This window comes from Pedobacter sp. ok626, from assembly GCF_900100435.1.
GTDB lineage: Bacteria > Bacteroidota > Bacteroidia > Sphingobacteriales > Sphingobacteriaceae > Pedobacter.
The window spans coordinates 42,507-61,842 of sequence record NZ_FNEX01000017.1 but is presented as its reverse complement, the minus strand read 5'-3'; the positions used below and the strand labels follow the sequence as shown (position 1 = coordinate 61,842).

At 38.6% G+C, this 19,336-nt stretch carries 11 protein-coding genes; 3 read left to right on the top strand and 8 right to left on the bottom strand.

Annotation, left to right across the window (positions count from 1 at the left end):
- Positions 1 to 12 precede the first annotated feature (12 nt).
- From BLS35_RS21340 to BLS35_RS21305, 8 genes are all read right to left on the bottom strand, one after another.
- Positions 13 to 1,575, bottom strand: a complete 1,563-nt coding sequence (locus tag BLS35_RS21340; protein ID WP_090785334.1) for a calcineurin-like phosphoesterase C-terminal domain-containing protein — start codon at positions 1,573 to 1,575, stop codon at positions 13 to 15.
- A 102-nt stretch (positions 1,576 to 1,677) separates the two neighbouring features.
- Positions 1,678 to 3,435, bottom strand: a complete 1,758-nt coding sequence (locus tag BLS35_RS21335) for a hypothetical protein (RefSeq protein WP_090785332.1) — start codon at positions 3,433 to 3,435, stop codon at positions 1,678 to 1,680.
- A gap of 5 nt (positions 3,436 to 3,440) precedes the next feature.
- A complete protein-coding gene (locus tag BLS35_RS21330; protein ID WP_254779019.1) occupies positions 3,441 to 6,260 on the bottom strand; it encodes a M16 family metallopeptidase in 2,820 nt (939 codons plus the stop codon).
- A gap of 9 nt (positions 6,261 to 6,269) precedes the next feature.
- The gene (locus BLS35_RS21325; protein ID WP_090785323.1) at positions 6,270 to 6,737 is read right to left on the bottom strand and encodes a hypothetical protein; all 468 of its coding nucleotides are present in this window, start codon (positions 6,735 to 6,737) and stop codon (positions 6,270 to 6,272) included.
- A gap of 8 nt (positions 6,738 to 6,745) precedes the next feature.
- Positions 6,746 to 8,194: a RagB/SusD family nutrient uptake outer membrane protein gene (locus BLS35_RS21320; protein WP_090785321.1), complete on the bottom strand. Its 1,449-nt coding sequence runs from the start codon at positions 8,192 to 8,194 to the stop codon at positions 6,746 to 6,748.
- An 11-nt stretch (positions 8,195 to 8,205) separates the two neighbouring features.
- Positions 8,206 to 11,397, bottom strand: coding sequence for a SusC/RagA family TonB-linked outer membrane protein (locus tag BLS35_RS21315; protein WP_165973368.1), 3,192 nt, complete (start codon positions 11,395 to 11,397; stop codon positions 8,206 to 8,208).
- Between the two features lie 238 nt (positions 11,398 to 11,635).
- Positions 11,636 to 12,808, bottom strand: a complete 1,173-nt coding sequence (locus BLS35_RS21310; protein ID WP_090785317.1) for a FecR family protein — start codon at positions 12,806 to 12,808, stop codon at positions 11,636 to 11,638.
- Positions 12,809 to 12,877: 69 nt separating this feature from the next.
- Positions 12,878 to 13,426 carry an RNA polymerase sigma-70 factor gene (locus BLS35_RS21305; RefSeq protein ID WP_165973367.1) on the bottom strand — a complete coding sequence of 183 codons (549 nt, stop codon included), beginning with the start codon at positions 13,424 to 13,426 and terminating at the stop codon, positions 12,878 to 12,880.
- A gap of 413 nt (positions 13,427 to 13,839) precedes the next feature.
- Between BLS35_RS21305 and BLS35_RS21300 the strand changes: the two genes are divergently transcribed.
- The 3 genes from BLS35_RS21300 (at position 13,840) to BLS35_RS21290 (ending at position 19,334) form a co-directional block, all read left to right on the top strand.
- Complete coding sequence (locus tag BLS35_RS21300; RefSeq protein ID WP_090785313.1) at positions 13,840 to 16,971, top strand: SusC/RagA family TonB-linked outer membrane protein; 3,132 nt, start codon at positions 13,840 to 13,842, stop codon at positions 16,969 to 16,971.
- Positions 16,972 to 16,980: 9 nt separating this feature from the next.
- Positions 16,981 to 18,555, top strand: coding sequence for a RagB/SusD family nutrient uptake outer membrane protein (locus BLS35_RS21295; RefSeq protein WP_090785311.1), 1,575 nt, complete (start codon positions 16,981 to 16,983; stop codon positions 18,553 to 18,555).
- A 77-nt stretch (positions 18,556 to 18,632) separates the two neighbouring features.
- Entirely contained in the window at positions 18,633 to 19,334 is a 702-nt protein-coding gene (locus tag BLS35_RS21290) for a fasciclin domain-containing protein (RefSeq protein WP_090785307.1), read from the top strand.
- Positions 19,335 to 19,336: the final 2 nt, after the last annotated feature.

The following is a 19,336-nucleotide window of genomic DNA, read 5'->3' as shown; positions in this document are numbered from 1 at the left end:
CCGCTTTATTAATTACTCCGTAATCACAAAACTGCGTTTTTGTGTAAAGGGTCGGTTAAACATATCAGTAGCTTTTACTTCTACAATATGCTCGCCAGTGGATAGGTCGGTTGCAATTGGCCCTTTCCACAAGTGCGTGCTTTTTGCAGGGTTAGACGGCCTTCTTGCTTTTTGTTTTTTATCGGTTATGGATTTCCATGTTGCTACCTCTGCAATATAAAATGGATCAAATTCGATGCTTTGTTCCAAGTCTTTCCACTGGCTGTTATCTATCCGATATTGTACTTTGTCGTTTTTACTACCGGTGTAAAAATTCACATAGACATAGGCTAGGGAATCACTGTTCTTTTTAAGTTTTTCGGGGGCGGTAATTCTCATTTGCTCTGCAGCATCTTTACCGGCCACTTTATAATCTATTATATATTGGTTTCCCTTAAAATGAATAAATCCGTAGCCTTTTGGTGTTCCATCACGCATAGTTGAAATAGGGGTTCCGTTTTTGTCGCTGAGACCGGAGTAAAAATCACCCGAAGCGGTTCCGATATTAAAATGATGGTGTGGTTTATCCTGCAACCATTCTGTGCTTTTTACATAGAAATCCTGACGCTGCATATGGGTATGTGCGGAGATTGAGAGTGTATTGGGGAAATCCTTAATGGCATTGAATAATCTTTTCCTGGTAGCTGAACTGAAGAGGAATTCTGGTTCACTCAAGGGAATATGCATTGTGATTACAATCAAGTAGTCCTTAGGGACATGTTTCAGATCATTTTCTACAAATTTCAGTTGATCCTCCCTTAATCCGCCGTAATAGCCATGTCCGTCACGTGGGTCAGGATATTGTACATCATCGAGTACAATGAAATGTACTTTTCCATAATTGAATGCATAAGTGGTGGGGCCAAAATGAGCTTCAAAAGATTCATCAGATAACGAATCTGTTGGTGCATCTGCATTTAGATCGTGGTTACCCATCATATTGTACCAAGGAATGCCCACACGTTTTACTGCGGCAGTATATGCCGGGAACAGATCAAGCTTGTCGCCAACTTCATCGCCCATACTGATGCCAAACGACACGTCTTTAATACCTTCCACTTCCGTAATCACATCACGTACAAAGTAATCTATCTGCTCCTGGTTATACACCTGTGGATCACCAAAAATCAAAGCGGTATAGCTGTTTTTTTCTGTTGATGGTTTTAAAGCAAAATCTATAGATTTTGGTAGAGGGCCTGTAGGTGATACTCCTTTGTATTTTAAAATTGGTGAGCCTTGTGGCTTATGGATGTAATAATATTGGGGCAGATTGTCGGTATTTAGCGGCACCTGATAACCAGTTGGTTTAATTACGCTAATGATGTTGTCGTTGCTAACGGGTAACTGGTAAAAACCTTTGCTGTTGCTGAGCACAACTTCTTGTCCGTTGGTTACAGAGACGTTAGGGATACCTTTTTCTGTTTTATCTCTTTTGCCGTTTCCGTTTGCATCAGCAAATATGTAACCGGATGCAGTGGTTTGGGCGTGTAGAGAGAAGGATGTAAGTATAAGAATGAGGAAACTTAGTTGTTTCATATGGCTTGTAAATTGAAGATGAAAAATTGAACCCCGAATGATCATATATTTTATGGGTTCATTCGGGGTTCGGTTGTAGAATTAAATGAATAGTTTCAGATGCTATTTCGTTATTGTGTATTTGTAAACAGCAGTTTTCTTATCTGCAGCGGTCCTTACCACAATGTAGGGAATTCCATCTGCTGAGACTTGCATATCAAACTCGTCGATAGTGCCAGATACCACTAGCCTTTGATTGTTCCAGTTTTTAGTCTCATCATTAAAGGTTTTTACATATAAACCGAAGTTATTGGCAAAAGCAAAGTATAGTTTTCCTTTTGGATCTATAGCCAACGCATATTTCTCGGTTCCTTGACTATTGCCTGCTGAGCCTAGTTCTTCCCACAATGATGTAGCTTTATTGAATTTAAGGATACGGTTAATTCGTTCACTGGAAATAACAGTTTGATAACCTATATAGACTTCTCCTGCTGCACTCGCCGCTCCAATAACAGTAGTGAAGGCTGGTAAATTATCTGAAGTTCTAAAACCTACCGGGCCAATAGCATTCCAAGTATTGTTCTGGAATTTATACATACTCAAACTCGAATTCCTATCTAAAACTGCCATGTATGTTTTTCCATCCAAACCTTTAAATACCTGAACTCCTCCAATTAACGGGCTAGCTACTGCAGGAGTAATATTAGCCCACTGTCCAGCTGTAAAATTACTCACATAAATGGCACGTTTAGCAAAACCTGGAATCGCAGTGAATGTAGAGGCTCCTATCATAGGCTGATTGTTTTCGCCAACGGTGAATGAGAATTTATCCACTCTCATAGGACTGAAATTTTTATCGCCGACACTGGTCCATGTATCATTTACAAACTTTAATACTGTTGCCTTCTGTTCAGTACCAAAGTAATCTTTGTAACCAACATACGGTGTTCCTTCATCATCAAATGCGATATTGGTGAGGTCAGCCCTGGTTTCCGAAATTCCCGAGGCTAGGCCAAGGTATTTCCAGTCTGTTCCGGTGTAGCTAATTACGGCTACCTTTTTTTCCGTATCTGGCAAATCAACACCTTTTTCATCTTTTCCTGTCCTATTATAAACAATATATGGGTATTTAGTAAATGGATGAATGGCCATTTTTAAGCCGTTAGTAGTAGAAGTGATCATACTTTTATCCCCAATCATCCACCATTTCGGACCTATAAAGGAAAGTTGTACGTTAAAGTTTAGTGGGGCTGGTAAGCCTGTGTCCGTAAAGGTATATACCACAGGATTTCCGAAATTATTTGGTGTTACTTTGCTTTCCTGGGTTATGGCGCCTACTTTTAAGGTAGATCCAGTTGTAGTTTGAAACCTTGCTACCAATTTTGTTAAATCAATGGTTTCGTGAACGGAAATGTCAATAGTTAAGCCTCTGATTACGGCCTGATAATCTTCTTCAAGAACAGGGTTATCGGCCTTAAAGAATCCGAAAGATTGAAGGGCAATCTTCTTCTCTATCCGAACTGAATAACTTCTTGTGCTTTTGTCTTCAGCTTTTACTTTATACGATACAGGTTGACTAAAATCCTGTTCGGATATACCCGATTCTTGTACTTTAGTATTAACTTGTACAATTGTACGTGGGTTATCTATCGTAAAGCTGGCTTTTAGATGAGTAACATCAATTTCAGTTGGGAGTGCTACTATAATTTCATCACCCGAGATTACGCCTGGATATTCTGTTTCTACGTTTAATGCATCTTTAACAATGAATTTGAAAGTTTCAAATCCTTTGCCGTACATTACTTGGTCTTTTTTACAACTGCTACTAAGGCCAACCGCAATAAGCAGGAGTAGGGTTGTAATAGTTTTAATAGTCTTCATAACAATTAGTTTAGTGTCTTAAAATTTTCAGGCATTAATACCGCTTTTATACCAGGAGTATCTATCAAATACTTTTTAGCGTAATCAGCAATTATTGCCGGAGTGATTTTATTGATCATATTTTCGAAATCATTGAAATAGCTGTAGTTCTTAAAACCAAAGTAAAACTGGTTTCTTAGGGCTGAGCTCCAAAACAGGTTTTTATCTGCCTGCTTTTTGTATCCGTCAATTTGCTGTACCTTAATGTTGTTCAGGTCGCTGGCAAAATAATTAGGATTCTCGGCAACTTTTTTAACTTCAATCTGGGCTTGTTTGATTAGGAATTCCGCTGATTCAGGTGCGCAACTGAAAGAGATTCTTGCACGGATCAATGGGGAAGGAACGTTTGTTGCCGAAACAGATACACCTACGCCATATACACCTGAGTTTTCCTCGCGAAGGTTTAGGCGTAGTTTTACTTTTAAAACCTCCTGTAACATGGTTTGCACCAAGATTTCCGGGTAGTCATAGTTTACCTTATTACTTTGGTGGAAAAGGTTTACTGTGCTTTTTGGAGCGGCTCCTGCATAAACCAATATGTCTTTCGCAGAATTGCCACCTACCGGGCCTTTGTATTCAAACTTATTGTTGTAATCTCCGGCTGGTAGACCACCAATATATTGTTCTATAAAAGGTTTGATACTGTCCAGGTTAAAGCCTCCAACAATTACAAATTGAAAGTCTTTTGCAGAACCAAAACGGCTTTTGAAAATGGGTAAAATATCTTTTAAATGCGCCTCTTTATTGAGTCGCTCCGCAGACATCTCTGATGCATAATCATCATCCCCTTTTAACAATTCGCTAATGGCTTTGGTGTAGGCGTAACTTGGAGAGAGTTTATTGTTTTCAAGCTGTTCCAGTGATTGACGTTTTGCTTGTTCAAAGGTTACTGGATCGGCATTTGGGTACATCCATTTCAGGTACATCAACTGAAACATAGTTTTAGCGTCTTTCCAGTCAGCACTACTTACGACCCCTTCCCTTGAACTCGAAAGAACCAATGTAGCGGAAGCTGAGTTTCCTGTAAGGAATTGAGTCAAGGCACGGCGGCTAAAATCACCAGCCCCGCTTAAACCGGTTACTGGTTTAACAAATTGTGCTGTTACATACTGTGAAGAATCAAGTGCATAGATACCACCTTTCCTAAAACCAGATAAGGAAATATAGTTCTTCCGCTCTGCAGTAGGTTTTAGGTATACAATGGTGCCGTTTGATAAAGTCCATTTGGTCGTGCCAATAGGTGAAAGGAGCTCTTCTTTAACAACTTTTCCTGCAGATGGTTCCTGTGCGAGCAATGTAGTGGGAACGGTAATCTGATCCGACCATGGAGCAACTTGCTCGGCAGCTGCTTTCGCAAACATGGCTCCTAGCTTAGCTTGACTAGGTAGATTTGCTTTGTCCTTTTCAGGAGCTGTAAGTAGTACCACCGTATTGCCTGGTTTGTTTACTGATTTTAAGAAATTCAAAATAGTAAGCGAATCAATCTGCACTGCATATTTTAAGGAAAGCCTGTTCCGTTCTGTTTTTGCCAGCATCGTGCTACCATTATAAAACACATCATGAATTTCGTTTACATAAGCTTCAGCTTGTGTTTTGTCTTCGGCATTAATAGAACGTTTAATTGCAGCAATGTATTCATCTCTATATTTCTTTACCTCATCGCTGGTAAAGCCATAACGGAAAATTCGCTGTGCCTCGGTTAAATACTGGGAGATTCCTTCTTTAATTTTATCATGATACAATGATGCTCCACCTGAGACAATGCCATTTTTTAACACTATATTACTGACAGAGACACTACCTTCTTTGAAGTCGTTTTGTAATTGTGATATTCTACTAAAGCGACTTTTGGCTAGTGCATTGAAAAATGTTCTGGTCAGCTGCTCTTTGTAATCCTGTTCGGTTTTAATGCCACTGAATGCTTTGATCTTGTTGAAAACACTCAGCTCGATGGCATTGGCTTCTTTATCTGTAAGGATTGAAAACAAAGTATCCCTATGTTGAGGCAATTCATAATAAAGTCTTGGTGCTTTACTTTTAGCCTTATACTGGTTAAACTCGTTTTTGATATAAGACTCTACTTTTTTAGGATCGATGTCGGTTACAATGGCTATGGACATTAGATCCGGACGGTACCATTTCTCGTAAAAGTCAACAATGGTTTGGCGCTTAAAGCTTTTCAAGATATCGACTTTACCAATAGGCAAGCGCTCTGCATATCTTGATTTATTAAACAACACTGGTAAGTACTGTTCTCTTAAACGGTTTGCGGCACCCTGTTTACTGCGCCATTCTTCAATTACTACTCCGCGCTCTTTGTCTATTTCGTGACTGTCAAAAGTTACTCCAAAGGCCCAGTCGGCCATAATGTCAATAGATTTTTCCAGGTTTTTCTCATCTTCAGTATTGATACTGATTTTGTAAACGGTTTCATCAAAGCTTGTATGTGCATTCAGGTCTGCACCAAATTTTACACCTTTGGATTCCAGAAACTGAATCACATCATTTTTTGAATAATGTTTGGTCCCGTTAAATGCCATGTGTTCTATAAAGTGGGCCAAGCCTTGCTGGTCGGTCTCCTCCTGTAATGAGCCGGCATTTAAAAACAACCTTAATACGGAGTTGCCTTTCGTTTTGTCGCTTTTATAGATGTAATAGCTGAAACCGTTTTTAAGTTTCCCTTTTACCAGGTTAGGATCTTGCTGTAATTGCTGTGCATAGCTCTTGGAATTGAAAAATCCGAGTCCAGTCAGCAACAACACCATTATATTTATTCTCTTCCTCATCCTTGCTATTTATTTTTTTGTGATCACCAATTGTTTTTGAAGCTGATCAGGGCCTGGAAAACCAAGGATGAAATTTTTACTGTTGCTGATTAAACTTATGGTGAGACGGTTGTCCTTTGCTGGGTCTACAGGAATATCCTTCCAGGCAATACGAATAGGGCGTTCAAAGATTCCTTGTGGAAAAGTAAGCGTATTAGTCTTGTTTAAAAGCACAAAATCACGCCCCTCCTGAAGGCCATCGCCAAGTTTAATTTCATATTGAACATCAACAGGTTCAAATAATAACTGTGAGCTAAGGTAAACCATATAATTTACCGTATCCTTACGGTTACTTAGTACGTCAATTACACTTTTGTTTTCAAAATTGATATGGATAAATGGGGTGTCGTAGGGCACACTCTCCTTAGAACATGAAGGCATAAGGAATATTGTTAATAAAAAGGCAGAGGCCAAGAAATATGTTATGATGTGTTTCATTGTCTTAATTAGTTAAAGCCAGGATTTTGAATAATTGCTTTGTTTGCTTCAGCCTCTTTACCAGGTATCGGTAAAATAAATTTGTCGTTAGGGTAAGTAAGGCTACATACAGTGGCATTACAATCTGAACTTCGAGTCAGGTTTTCTTTACGCCTTATAAGGTCAAACAAGCGCTGGCCTTCAAAGCAAAATTCACGGTTCCTTTCATCGGCGATTTGTTTGTATAGGTCTAAACTTGAGCCATAGGTGATGGTGATTGTTTTGGTTGGGTGAGCCCTTTGAGAAATGATGCGTAAATCTTCTGCTGCTTCACCATATTTCTGTAAGTTCCATTTGGCTTCTGCACGATTTAAGTAAAGTTCTGATAAACGGATAACCTGTATGAGGGGTGGCCTAAGGGCGCTTACTGTTCCATCTGCATATTTGGTGGTAATTAATCGTCCTTTATTGTTTCCGGTTTTAGGAGTAAGAAACATGTTCTTTAAGCGGATATCCTCATCATCAAATAATAATTTTGTTTTTGAAGAAATGATATAAGAGGCATTGGTCGTGTCAGAAAATGCAGTGTAGATGCTTGATGAAGGACTTGTAAGCCCGTCATTGGTTAGCTCGAAAATACTTTCCGGTTTGGTACTGTCGTTAGCACCTAAAAGAAATACAGATTTATAATCGACTGCATTTGCAAGGTGATAACGATTGTCATTAATAACCAGGTTTGCATTGGCTATACTTTTTTCCCAATCTCCCTGATATAGGTAAACGCGAGATAGCAGCGCCAAGGCAGCCTGATAGGTAATAGCAGCATGGGTAGTATGATTTGCATGTTGCTGTAATAATGGCAAAGCATTGTTAAGATCTAAAAGAATCTGTTCGTAGGTTTGCTTCATTGTTTTTCTGGCAACTTGTTCCCCTGGACTAGGTGTTTTAGTGAGTACAGGCACGCCTAAGTGTGAGGCATCTATTGTATAATTATATGGTTGTGCATAAACTCTGCTCAAATCGAAGTGACACAATGCCCGCATAACCAAACCCTGTCCGGCAAGGGAATCGAGTGTCTTTGTTTGGTCCGGGAATTTTGTTTTTAGTTCAGGAATCGCATTTAAAACATTGTTAACATTGTTTAAAGCTTCATAAATGTTTAGCCAGATATGTCCAACGGCAAAGGCGTCATCACCGATTGCACTTTGGAAATTAAACTGTGGCAACATAACCGTAGCACTAGTTCCACGAATCACATTATCAGAAGCCACATCGGCATACATGCCAAATTCATTTTTATAATAATTGAGTATTACGTTATATGATCCGTTAATTGCCAGTTTAGCGCCATTTACGGTTTCAAATAAAGTGTTTTTTCCTGTTTTTCCAAAGGGCTCTTTTTCTAAGAACTTTTTACAGGAAGTCGATGTGAAACACACAAGGATAAGCAGGGTTAAAGTATAGCTAATTTTTTTCATCACATTTTCTTTTATAAACTAACATTTAGACCAAATGAAAGTACAAGTGGTTGTGGGTATGGGTTGAATGAGTTTTTGTAATCGTTACGATCCGATTTGCTGGAGTATGGCGTCCAGAAGCCAACATTGTCTGCTTGTAAGTAAACACTTGCACCGTCCAGATGAATACGTTTGATTAACTGCTTCGGTAAATTGTAATTCATACTAACATTGGTTAAACGTAAATTGGTTTTTTTATGTAAAAAACGAGTAGAGTTACGTCCATTGTTTTCATTGGCACCCAATACGGTTTTAGGTATATTGCTTAAATCTCCAGGCTCTTTCCAACGGTCTAGTTGGTTAGCAGACTGATTATTGTCGGCAAGATTACGGCCGTCGGATTCAGAATCACGCTGTAATGTACTGAAAGCGTAGCCACCAACATTGTAAACCAACAAAGCCGATAACGTGAAGGCTTTATACTGAAAAGTATTGGTCATACCGCCAAAAAAATCTGGGGTTGATGAACCTACCGTCACTCGGTTGGTCAAATCAAATGCTTTGGTGAGGTTACCACTGGCATCGTACCAAAGTGGGCCACCATCTCGTGGATCTACACCTGCCCAGCGTACTAAATAATAGGTGCTTGCGTCTTTTCCGACTTCTCTGATGGTCTTGTCTAATACTTTAGTATTACCGTTATATAGTTTTAGTATTTTGTTGGTATTGCGCGCAATGTTAAAAGTTGATGACCACTGAAAGTCTTTATTCTGGATATTTTGGGTGACTAAATTCATTTCAATTCCACTATTTCTTACCGATCCAATGTTTTGGTCGATACTCGTAAAACCGGTAGTGCGTGTAACATCAACTTCATCCAGCATTCCCTTGGTGGTATTTCTGTAAATATCCAGATCTAGGGATATTCTTTTAAACAAGCCTAGACTAATCCCTCCATTTATGATATAGGTAGTTTCCCAGGATAATACAGGGTTTTCGCCAGAAGCCATTATGGCGCCATCAGCTCCATTGTAACCACTGCCGATTACATTTAGATTATAAATTCCTTTCGCTTTGTACGAGCCCATTCGTGAATTACCGTTGGTGCCGTAGCTTAATTTAATTTTGGCAAAATCAATTTGTTTAATCTTCCAAAAATCTTCATTGCTAATGGTCCATGATGCACCAACGGAATTGAATGTTGCCCATTTTACGTCAGAACCAAAATCAGAATTGCCATCTCTACGGAAACTGCCTAATAAACTGTATTTTTTGGATAAGGTGTACCTGAATTGACCATAATATGAAATGCCTGTCTTCTCTTCCCCTGAAAAAGTTGGAGTGATTCTGATCGCATAATTTGGATCACGAATCTCATCGTTCTCAAATCCTATTCCCATTAGTTGATTCGACGCCCTATCGTCACTTCTTGCTTCGGCACCAAGAAGTACTGAGAAATCATGCTGGTTGATAGTTTTATCGAAATTTAAGCGTTGTTGGCTATTCCAGTTGAAAGACCTGCTTTTTGCAAATGTCGCTTTTCCCTCGTCCTTGTTGCTGAAAGAAAACATAGAACCGTAAATGTTCTCTTTGATTTTGGTATAGTCTATTCCATTGGTACTTGTAAAGCTAAGTCCTGGTAAAATCTTAATAGTACCGCCAATATTTCCGTTAATCGCATTTGCTTTTTGGGTGTTATCGTCATAGGTCGCTTCTCGTAGCTTATTGTAAAATGCGGCTACATAAGACCCATCTGGCTGGTAAGGGCTGTCTATTGGTCTATTGATGTAGTAACTGTTGCCTGGATTAAACATGTCGTTAATATTTCTGGAAACACCTAGCCTAAAAAAGAGATCGATGGATTTATTAATTTTTTGATCTAAGTTAATCCTGGCCGAAAGTCTTTGGACTTGATTTTTGATCATAATCTGTTTTTCATCATAATAGCCACCAGAGATATAATACCTGGTGTTTTTATGCGTTCCTGAGAAGGATAGATTGTGTGTAGTGGTTACCCCTGTCCGGAAAAATTCATCATACCAATCGGTATTGGTTGTGCTTAAAGTAGGTAATTCAGATTGGTCTAACGCTGTATTGTTCTTATACGATTCAGTGTATAGTTCCCTGTATTCATCCGCGTTAAGTACTTGAAACCGATTATTATTGATTAAGTTCAGTCCGGTTCTAAAACTATAGTTCAGTGATTTTTTTCCGGATTTACCTTTTTTGGTTGTAATTAAGATAACTCCATTTGATCCATCTGCCCCATAAATTGAAGTTGCTGTTGCATCTTTTAATACGACTACAGATTCAATGTCACTTGGGTTTAAATAAGTTAATGGACTGATACTCGTATTTACCCCAAGAATCGCGTTGGTTTGATTCCCCGTATTTAGAGGAATTCCATCTAAAACCCATAATGGCTCATTAGATGCACCAAAAGATGCTTCGCCTCGTATCCTTGTTTGATACCTTGATCTGCTGCTACTTGTGGTTTGATCCTGTACTTCATATTGTAAGCCAGGAACGATACCTTCCAATAATTTATCAATTCTATCTAATGGTTTTCGTTCCAGATCTTTACTGGTTACTAAGAAAGCGCTACCAATTTGGTTCTCTTTTCTCTCGGATGTACCATATGCTGTAACGATAACTTCATTAAGATCACTGGCTGTTTCCATCATTACTATATCAATTTTCTTATTTCCATTGATAGGTACTTCTTTAGTTCCGTAGCCTACCATAGAGAAAACTAGAGTGCCATTGGCAGGTGCCTGGATAGAATAAGCTCCATCGCTATTAGTCGCCACAGCTTTCTTTGTGCCTTTTATGGTAATCACTACACCTGGAAGTGCCATGTCAGATTGGCCGGTACCGTCCTTTGATTTAACAGTTCCTTTGATAAGGATTTCCTCTTGACTCGTATTTGCTCTCGCTTCAGAAATAATTACTGTTTGGTCTATGATTTTATAGTCTAGCGCTTTTCCTGTTGTTAATCGTTGTAATGCATCTCTTAGATCTACATTTTTTAATTCCAGGCTAACCTTTCCTGACTTTTTTAGTACATCAGCATCATACAAAAAAAAGAAGCCTGTTTGCTTTTTAATAGCTACGCACACGCTTTCCATATCTGCATTATGCACTGATAAGTTTACTTTTTGGGCATATCCTGAAGCTTGTGCAGCCAGGCAGCCAATTGTTAATAAGAAAATAGTTAACCTCATAACTAATAGTAGTTTTCTATTAAATGACCTACATTTTCTCGCACACTTGCCGAGAAGGATTTGTTTCATATTTTTGTATGTGTTGGTTTTGAAAAATTGGTTGAATTAGATAGCGATCAAATAAGTCCAGCCACACGCTTTGTCCGGGAACATTTGCAGTGTTTCCGGATTTTTTATGTCTGCTCTTAAGTTTTTGGGGCTAGTAAAAGTTTATTTCATGTGGTTTGGGGTTTAGTTTTTATTTATTAATGTCTACGGTTACGGTTTTGTCTTTTAGGTGATACTCTGTATTGCTAACGGTTTTTAGCATTTCCAAAACCTGACTTAAAGTTGCTTGTCTTCGTATAGTGCCACTGTATCTTTTTCGGTTTGGTTCTCCATTATAAACAATGTCTACATCATACCATCTGGAAACCTCATCCAGAATATCCTTGATCCGGTCATCCTTAAAGTAAAATACCCCCTCTTTCCAGGCTGTTGATTTGTAGGTGTCTACTGCGCGAACCGTTAGGTGTCCGTCATAGGTAAATGCTTGTTCCCCTGGTTTTATCAGGCGTTGGTTTCTTCCTTCAGAAACCTTAATGGCCCCTTCAATTAGCGTAGTCTTACTATAGGTTTGGTAAGAGCTGATATTGAAATGAGTTCCCAAGACTTCTACTTCAGTTTTGTTGAAGCTGACAATAAATGGGAGGGCTTTATTGTGTGCAACTTCAAAGTAAGCTTCACCAGTAAGTTCCACCCGTCGTTCATGCTTGTTGAAACTAGTAGGGAAACGTAAGGACGATGCGGCATTTAACCATACCAGACTTCCATCCGGCAACATCATTTTATATTCTCCAGCTTTTGGCGTTCTCAAGATGTTATAGCCATCGCTCTTGTTGATTTTTCCATTGGCGCTAAAGGCTAGAACACCATTTTTAATATCGATTGCTGCATTATCATCTTTAGCGTCTAATTGGAGATTTGCTTCGCTTAGATCAATAACCGATCCGTCGGCCAACTCAAGTACTGCCTTTTTACTCCCTGGCATAATATCCTGAACTTGGGCTATTTCACTAATCCTCTTAGATTTAAATTGCGCGCTATAAATATAAACACCTATGCCAACGCTAATGATCAATATCGCTGCGGCACTGTATTGTATTATTTTAGTCCATGCTAATCTTTTTGCTGGCGTTTGACCAATTTGTTTCGAGAGCTCTTCCCAACCATTGTTGACATCTACCGCGTTTAAATAGTTGACTTCTTGCTGCACCTTCTCTGTATTTCGAAAGGATTCAACAAGCACTTTGTTTTCAGGGAAAGCCTTGAGCCATAGTTCAAATTCTGCTTTCTCCTTGTCAGAGAGCTCGTTTTTTAGAAACTTAATAATAAGCTCTGATGTACGTTTAAAATTGTTGTGCATTTCCATAGATACCTATAAGAAACTTGAAAAATGAAAGTGGGTGAAAGAAAGTTGAATTATTTTTAAATAATTTGATTATTTCAGCAGAAACACTGAAATAATAGCAAACAAATCTGGATTTAAACGCACTTTTAATAACTGTAAGCCGCGTTTTTTCTGAGTTTTAACGGTATTAATGCTAAGGCCTAGTTCAGCGGCAATTTGAGGGTTTTTTAAACCTTCTAAATACCCCATACGGAAGATTTTTTGGCAATTGTCTGGTAAAGTAGTGATGACCTTATGCAATTCTGCGAGCACTTCCGACCTTATCATCGAGTTTAAGGCTACTGCATCCTCAGACGGATCGGACTCCTGATCGTTTAAAAAGCCATGTTCCAGTTTTTGTCTGCGTAACTTATTCAGACATGCGTTTCGAACCGAGGCATATAAAAACGCATTTACAGACGAGGTATGATGTGCGGGCCTTTCATCCATATTCCAGTAGGTTACGAAAACCTCTTGAACAATGTCTTTGGCAGCATCGTCGTCTTTTAAAAACTGAATCGCAAAATGACATAATTTGGCATAATTGTCCTTAAACAATTCTTCAAATGAATATGCCGTATGTGGTGTTTGTTCCCTCAATTCTGTTGACGATGAATGAATTGCTAAAAATAGGATTTATGGAGCGGATTAAAAAATGAATGTTCCCGTGTACATAAGGAAAGGGCTATTACTAAAGATTGGCAAGCATAGCGCTTATTTTGTTTAGTATGCCAAAATGAGACACAAGTAGGCTAATTTGATTAAGCAATCTTCATCTTATTTTTCTTCAATTGCATAAACCAAAATAATATTTATTAAACCAACCATGCAATTATGACAAATCTAAGTTTAAATCCCCACTAGGCGCATTTTTGATAGATGCCCTCGTTAGAAAAAATTGTTATTAAAGTAACGATTGTGACGAGGAAGTATAATTTATATGATTATACGAGGAGACGAACTTCTCCAAAATTTTATTTTAAATAGACACAGCTTTATTTTAAAGAATAAATATGAAAAAAACTATACTAAAAATAGTAATGAGTGTGTTTGCGATTCTGTTTACAACAGCGTCACTATATGCTCAGACAATCAAGGTTTCAGGGACTGTGACCGACGATAAGGGCGATGGGATTCCTGGAGTAAGCGTGCTGGTGAAGGGTACAAAAACTGCCGCACAGACAAATAACGAGGGTAAGTATTCGATTACAGTACCCAACGCTGAGTCCGTATTGGTGTTTACCTATATTGGTTTTGACACAAAAGAGGAAGTTGTTGGCGCCCGACGTTCCATCAGCCCCAAATTGATTCCTTCTTTATCTGACTTAGATGAAGTAATCGTAGTAGGTTACGGAACGCAAAAGAAAAGAGATGTAACAGGTGCAATTAGCTCAATTACGGCAAAAGCGATTGAAGAAAAGCAACCGATATCTATTTTTGATGCTATACAGGGTGCTGCGCCGGGTGTTAGGGTAATGACAGGCAGCGGTGCTCCGGGTGATGAAAGTGATATAACCATTCGTGGAATGTCTACGCTATCTGATAATGGAGTTAAGCCATTATATGTAGTGGATGGGGTGCCAATGAAGAATATCATGTCAATTAACCCGAAAGATGTACTGTCTATCGAGATTCTCAAGGATGCAGCGTCTGGAGCTATTTATGGTTCTCGTTCCGCAAATGGTGTTATTTTGATAACAACGAAACAGGGGGAGGACGGTAAGCCGCGAATTAATGTTGATTACTTGAGAAGTTACAGTAGTCTTTCACGTCACATTCCTCAATCAAACCGTTTGCAAAGGCAAATGTTTGACCAAAGAAGTAAGATTAGTCTTGATCCACATCCGGATGATTCTACAGCTTATAATAAAAATGCGGATAATGATTATCAATCCTTGATTACGCAAACCGCTATTCGTAATCAGTATGATGTGTCGATGAGTGGGGGAACACCAAAATTGAATTACTTTAACAGTTTACAGTATCTGGATGAGCAGGGGATTATATTGGCTAGTTTTAATAAGCGAGCAACCATGCGGACCAATTTAAAATATCAGCCATCTAAAAAAGCGAGGTTATCAACACAGCTTAGTTTTAGTTACCAAAACAAGAACAATATCAATGAGGGGAAAGTAATACAGCAGGCGCTACAACGTGGGCCGCAACAAACGCTGTTTTTGCCCAGTGGGGAGTATCTTTATGACAATGGAGGAAGAAAAAATCCTATTGCAGAGGCATATCTTCGTGAAAATCTAACCACTACTTACAGAGCGGTTATTTTTCAAGGTTTTGACTATTCCTTCACTAAGGACTTAAATTTCCATGCAGATGCATCGGCTGACGTTCAACTTTTGAGGCATACCACGTTCAATTCTAAATTGTTGGAAACAGGGACTAATCCGGCTAGTTCCGGTGCCGATGAGACTAAACTTCCAATAAGAGCACAAGGAAATGCGGTATTAAACTATAAAAAAACTATTGCAAAGGACCATAATCTTAGTGCATTGTTGGGTATGAATTTGGAAAAGAACTCGCTTGAAGAGATCAACATTTCAGGTAAGCGGTTTGTAAGCGAAAATGTGCATACTTTAAATGCTGCCGGCGAGTTGAACCTAAGTGATATTTATTCGAGAGAAGGCGGTTCTGCGCTAGTAGGTTTCTTTACCAGAGTAGGATATGACTATAAAGGTCGTTATTTATTGAACGCGACTTTAAGAAGAGACGGTTCATCTGTGTTTGGTCAGGAAAATAAATGGGGTTATTTCCCTGCTGCATCTGTTGGGTGGAGGTTCAGTGATGAGAATTTCATGAAATGGTCCAAAAAGATATTAACAGATGCTAAAGTTAGAGCTAGCTGGGGTATTACGGGTAATCAGGAGATTGGCGATTTTGATGCCGTTCAGCAGTTTATTTTTGGTACTTATTATTACAATGGGGTAAGTGGTGTCCGTACCAATACCAGGTTGGGTAACAGCAGCTTGAAATGGGAAGAGACTACGCAATCAAACATAGGTTTAGATTTGACCTTCTTTGATGGGAAATTAAGTTTTATAGGAGATTACTATGTTAAAAGAACCAAAGATTTGTTGTATGAGGCACCGCTTCCATTGGAGGTAGGTTTCCCTAACAAAGCGGTAATCAATGCTGGATCCCTTCAAAATAAAGGTATTGAATTAATGGTTTCTGGATATCCAATCCAAACTAAAGACTTTAGCTGGCAAACATCCATCAACTGGTCTAGGGTAAGAAACAAAATTCTAAGCTTGCCAGGCGGTGATTATGTAGATGACAATTGGATCGTAGCTGAGGGTAAAGAAGCGGGTAACTTTTTTGGATATAAATATCTGGGTATTTATCAATACGATCAGTCAAACGCTTATACCGATGATTACAAAACAAGATTGATTCCGCAATTCCAAAAGGATGGACAGGGTAATGTAATTGTTGGAAAGAACATGCAGGCAATTTTAACTGGCTATACGTATCCAGACGGTACACCATATAGTGGAACGCCTAAACAGTTGACTACAAATGGTAACATTTCGAAGGGTGGCGATGTAATTTGGCAAAACCAACCCGATGCAAATGGCAATTTAAACGGTAACATTGGTAATGAAGATAAGATCGTAACTGGTTTTGGACAGCCAAGATGGAGCTTAGGTTGGACCAATAACTTTACTTATAAAGGTTTTTCTGTAGCAATTTCTCTTTATGGAAATTTTGGTAACAGTATTTACAATGATAACAGAAGAAATACAGCATCTTTTGCGATCAGTAATACGACGCCAGAGCCTTATTTTATCCTGAATATGTATAAATATCCTGGGCAAATTACAGATTCATATATAGGTGGAGATAAAGCAGCTGATAACGTGCGGAAAACCAATGATTATTATCTGGAGGATGGTTCATTTATCCGTTTGCAAAATGTTCGCCTTGGTTATCAACTACCAAGAAAGCTGATTGAGCGATACCGCTTACAAAACTTCAACTTGTATGTTTACGGCAATAACCTTTTGACTTGGACAAATTATACAGGGTTTGATCCGGAAGTAAAACAAAACAGTGTGCTTAAACCGGGATTGGACAACGGACAGTATCCAAGAAAAAGAGAGATAGGTTTAGGGCTTGGTATAACATTTTAATAGAAGATCATGAAAAAGATTAGATTCACAATATTATTATTTGGGGGATTATTGATCCTGCTGACAGCTACAAGATGTAAAAAGTTTTTGCAAAATGACCCGGTTTCGACAATTACACCTGGTAGTTTCTGGAAAGATAAGTCGGATGCTGACGCATGGATGGCAGGGATATACAATTCTGTGCAGACTACCATAAACACAAATTGGTTTGACTGGGGAGAAGTTCGATCGGACAACGTGAAGGGCGCAGGTACAGGAAATGCGCAAACCAAGTTTTTAAATAATGCTTTATCAGCAAGTGATCCGGATATCGCCGGAGCAACCAATTGGACAAACCTTTATGTGACTATTTCACTATGTAATTATGGGATTAAGTATTATCCGCAAATGATGAGTCAGGACATTGGTGGGGCTACAGCAACTTATACGGATTATTTGGGTCAGTGTTATGGATTACGTGCATTAATGTATTTCTACGGTCTTCGAGTATGGGGTAAAATGCCTATTATCACAGAGCCTCTTGAAACCTACGGACAGCCAACTCAATATGGAAGATCGCCGATTGCCGATGTTAAAAAAAGAATCCTGGATGATATTGACCTGGCCTTAAAAAATATAGGAACTAATAAAACAAATAAGTATAATATGCAAAAAGCAGCAGTTTATGCTTTGCAAACAGATGTTTATATGTGGTTTCAGCAATATCCAGAAGCTTTGGTTGCGTCGCAGAATTGTATTACCGAAAGTGCATGTACATGGGTTACCAATGCGCAAAGCTGGAAGAACATGTTTACTGATCCTGCAACTTCAACAGAAACGATCTTTAATCTTTACTGGGACAATATCGAGCGTGGTGGTGGCGTGGGTGTTTGTGGAAGATTTGCATCTGGCTCAAATACAAATAACTACATGATGGCACCAAAAATCTTTCAGGAATTGTTTGATAGGATAGATCCGGTTACTTCAGCACATACTGATGGTCGTTTGACTACCAGTTTTGATATGATTACTTATTCAACTCCAGGGCTTTATAATACACTTAATGGACCATTTGGTAAATTTACTTTATTCGATCCTGCGGCAAAAAGAAGTGATGGGCAGCCTGGGGGAGCTTTTGTGTATCAGCTAAATAATGAGTGTAATGTAAAGATCCCGATCTATCGTTTTGCAGATATTATGCTGTTAAGAGCGGAAGCTTTAGCACACACCGGAAAATATCAAGATGCTTTAGATATCGTAAATAAAGTAAGAACCCGTGTTGGATATATGACTACCGCCAAGTTAACTGACTATACAGGAGATGTTGTGGCAGGCATAGAGCGTACTATTCTTACAGAACGTCAATATGAGCTAATGGGTGAAGGTAAAAGATGGTTTGACTTATGTCGCATTGGAAAGATGTATGACTTTACAAATGGTTATGCTTATTTGACTAGTGTAATGAATCCGATTTTAGGCTCAAGAACTGGTGCAAGTAAATATGAAGGTGCAAATTTGGGAAGGATTATGTTTCCAATTAATTCGGCAGCATTTAATGCCAACCCTAAATTGGTTGGTGATCAGAATCCTCCTTATGATGAGTAACCGAAGTTTGCAATACTTGAGATATTAATATAAAGCCATTTTATGCTTTACAACAGTTGGAATATAAATATATACTGATGAAAACTATTAAAAAATTAATCGCACCGGCAGTCTTAATTTCGTGTTTAGCATTTGCCGCTTGTGAAAAGCTACCGTTGCAAAAAAATGATAAGTATGTACAGTCATTTTATGATAATAAAGTAAATATGAATGTGATGGATTTTATGACATCACGTCCGGATTTGTTTTCAGGAATGCTGGCAGCGATTGAATATGTGGATAAAGATCCAAATTATAAGGATATAAAACCGCTGTATACAGCAACGGGGAATACCTATTTGTTACTCACAAATAGCGCAACAACTAACATTGAAAGCGCGAATAGCTATTTTACTAAAAATACATTTGTAGATACAGATCCTACGAGTCCCACCTTTAATTTACCTGTTAAAGGTTCTGACTGGACCCAGTATCCGGTTGATAAAGTAGCCACTTTACTTAAGTACCATGTATTAAAAGGTACTTACGACTATAAGAGCTTAAATTCGATTGGAAAATGGGTGGATACCTATGGTATAAGTCCAACAAATGATTCTGCCAAAGTATGGATTTATTTGCAAGCGAGTCGTGATGGGCTTTTGTTTATTAATAATTACGTTGGTGGAACAGGGGAGAACAGACCTCGTACGCCTGACTTACACGCAACTAATGGAGTCGTGCAAGTAATGGATCGTTATTTTACTGCACCAACAAGAAAAGATATCCTTAATAATAAATAATT

Bases quoted from the DNA above. Each gene is read 5' to 3' on its own strand.
- BLS35_RS21290 (WP_090785307.1), top strand. From the start codon at position 18,633: ATGAAAACTATTAAAAAATTAATCGCACCGGCAGTCTTAATTTCGTGT.
- BLS35_RS21325 (WP_090785323.1), bottom strand. From the start codon at position 6,737: ATGAAACACATCATAACATATTTCTTGGCCTCTGCCTTTTTATTAACA.
- BLS35_RS21300 (WP_090785313.1), top strand. From the start codon at position 13,840: ATGAAAAAAACTATACTAAAAATAGTAATGAGTGTGTTTGCGATTCTG.
- BLS35_RS21310 (WP_090785317.1), bottom strand. From the start codon at position 12,808: ATGGAAATGCACAACAATTTTAAACGTACATCAGAGCTTATTATTAAG.
- BLS35_RS21335 (WP_090785332.1), bottom strand. From the start codon at position 3,435: ATGAAGACTATTAAAACTATTACAACCCTACTCCTGCTTATTGCGGTT.
- BLS35_RS21330 (WP_254779019.1), bottom strand. From the start codon at position 6,260: ATGAGGAAGAGAATAAATATAATGGTGTTGTTGCTGACTGGACTCGGA.
- BLS35_RS21320 (WP_090785321.1), bottom strand. From the start codon at position 8,194: ATGAAAAAAATTAGCTATACTTTAACCCTGCTTATCCTTGTGTGTTTC.
- BLS35_RS21295 (WP_090785311.1), top strand. From the start codon at position 16,981: ATGAAAAAGATTAGATTCACAATATTATTATTTGGGGGATTATTGATC.
- BLS35_RS21340 (WP_090785334.1), bottom strand. From the start codon at position 1,575: ATGAAACAACTAAGTTTCCTCATTCTTATACTTACATCCTTCTCTCTA.
- BLS35_RS21315 (WP_165973368.1), bottom strand. From the start codon at position 11,397: ATGAGGTTAACTATTTTCTTATTAACAATTGGCTGCCTGGCTGCACAA.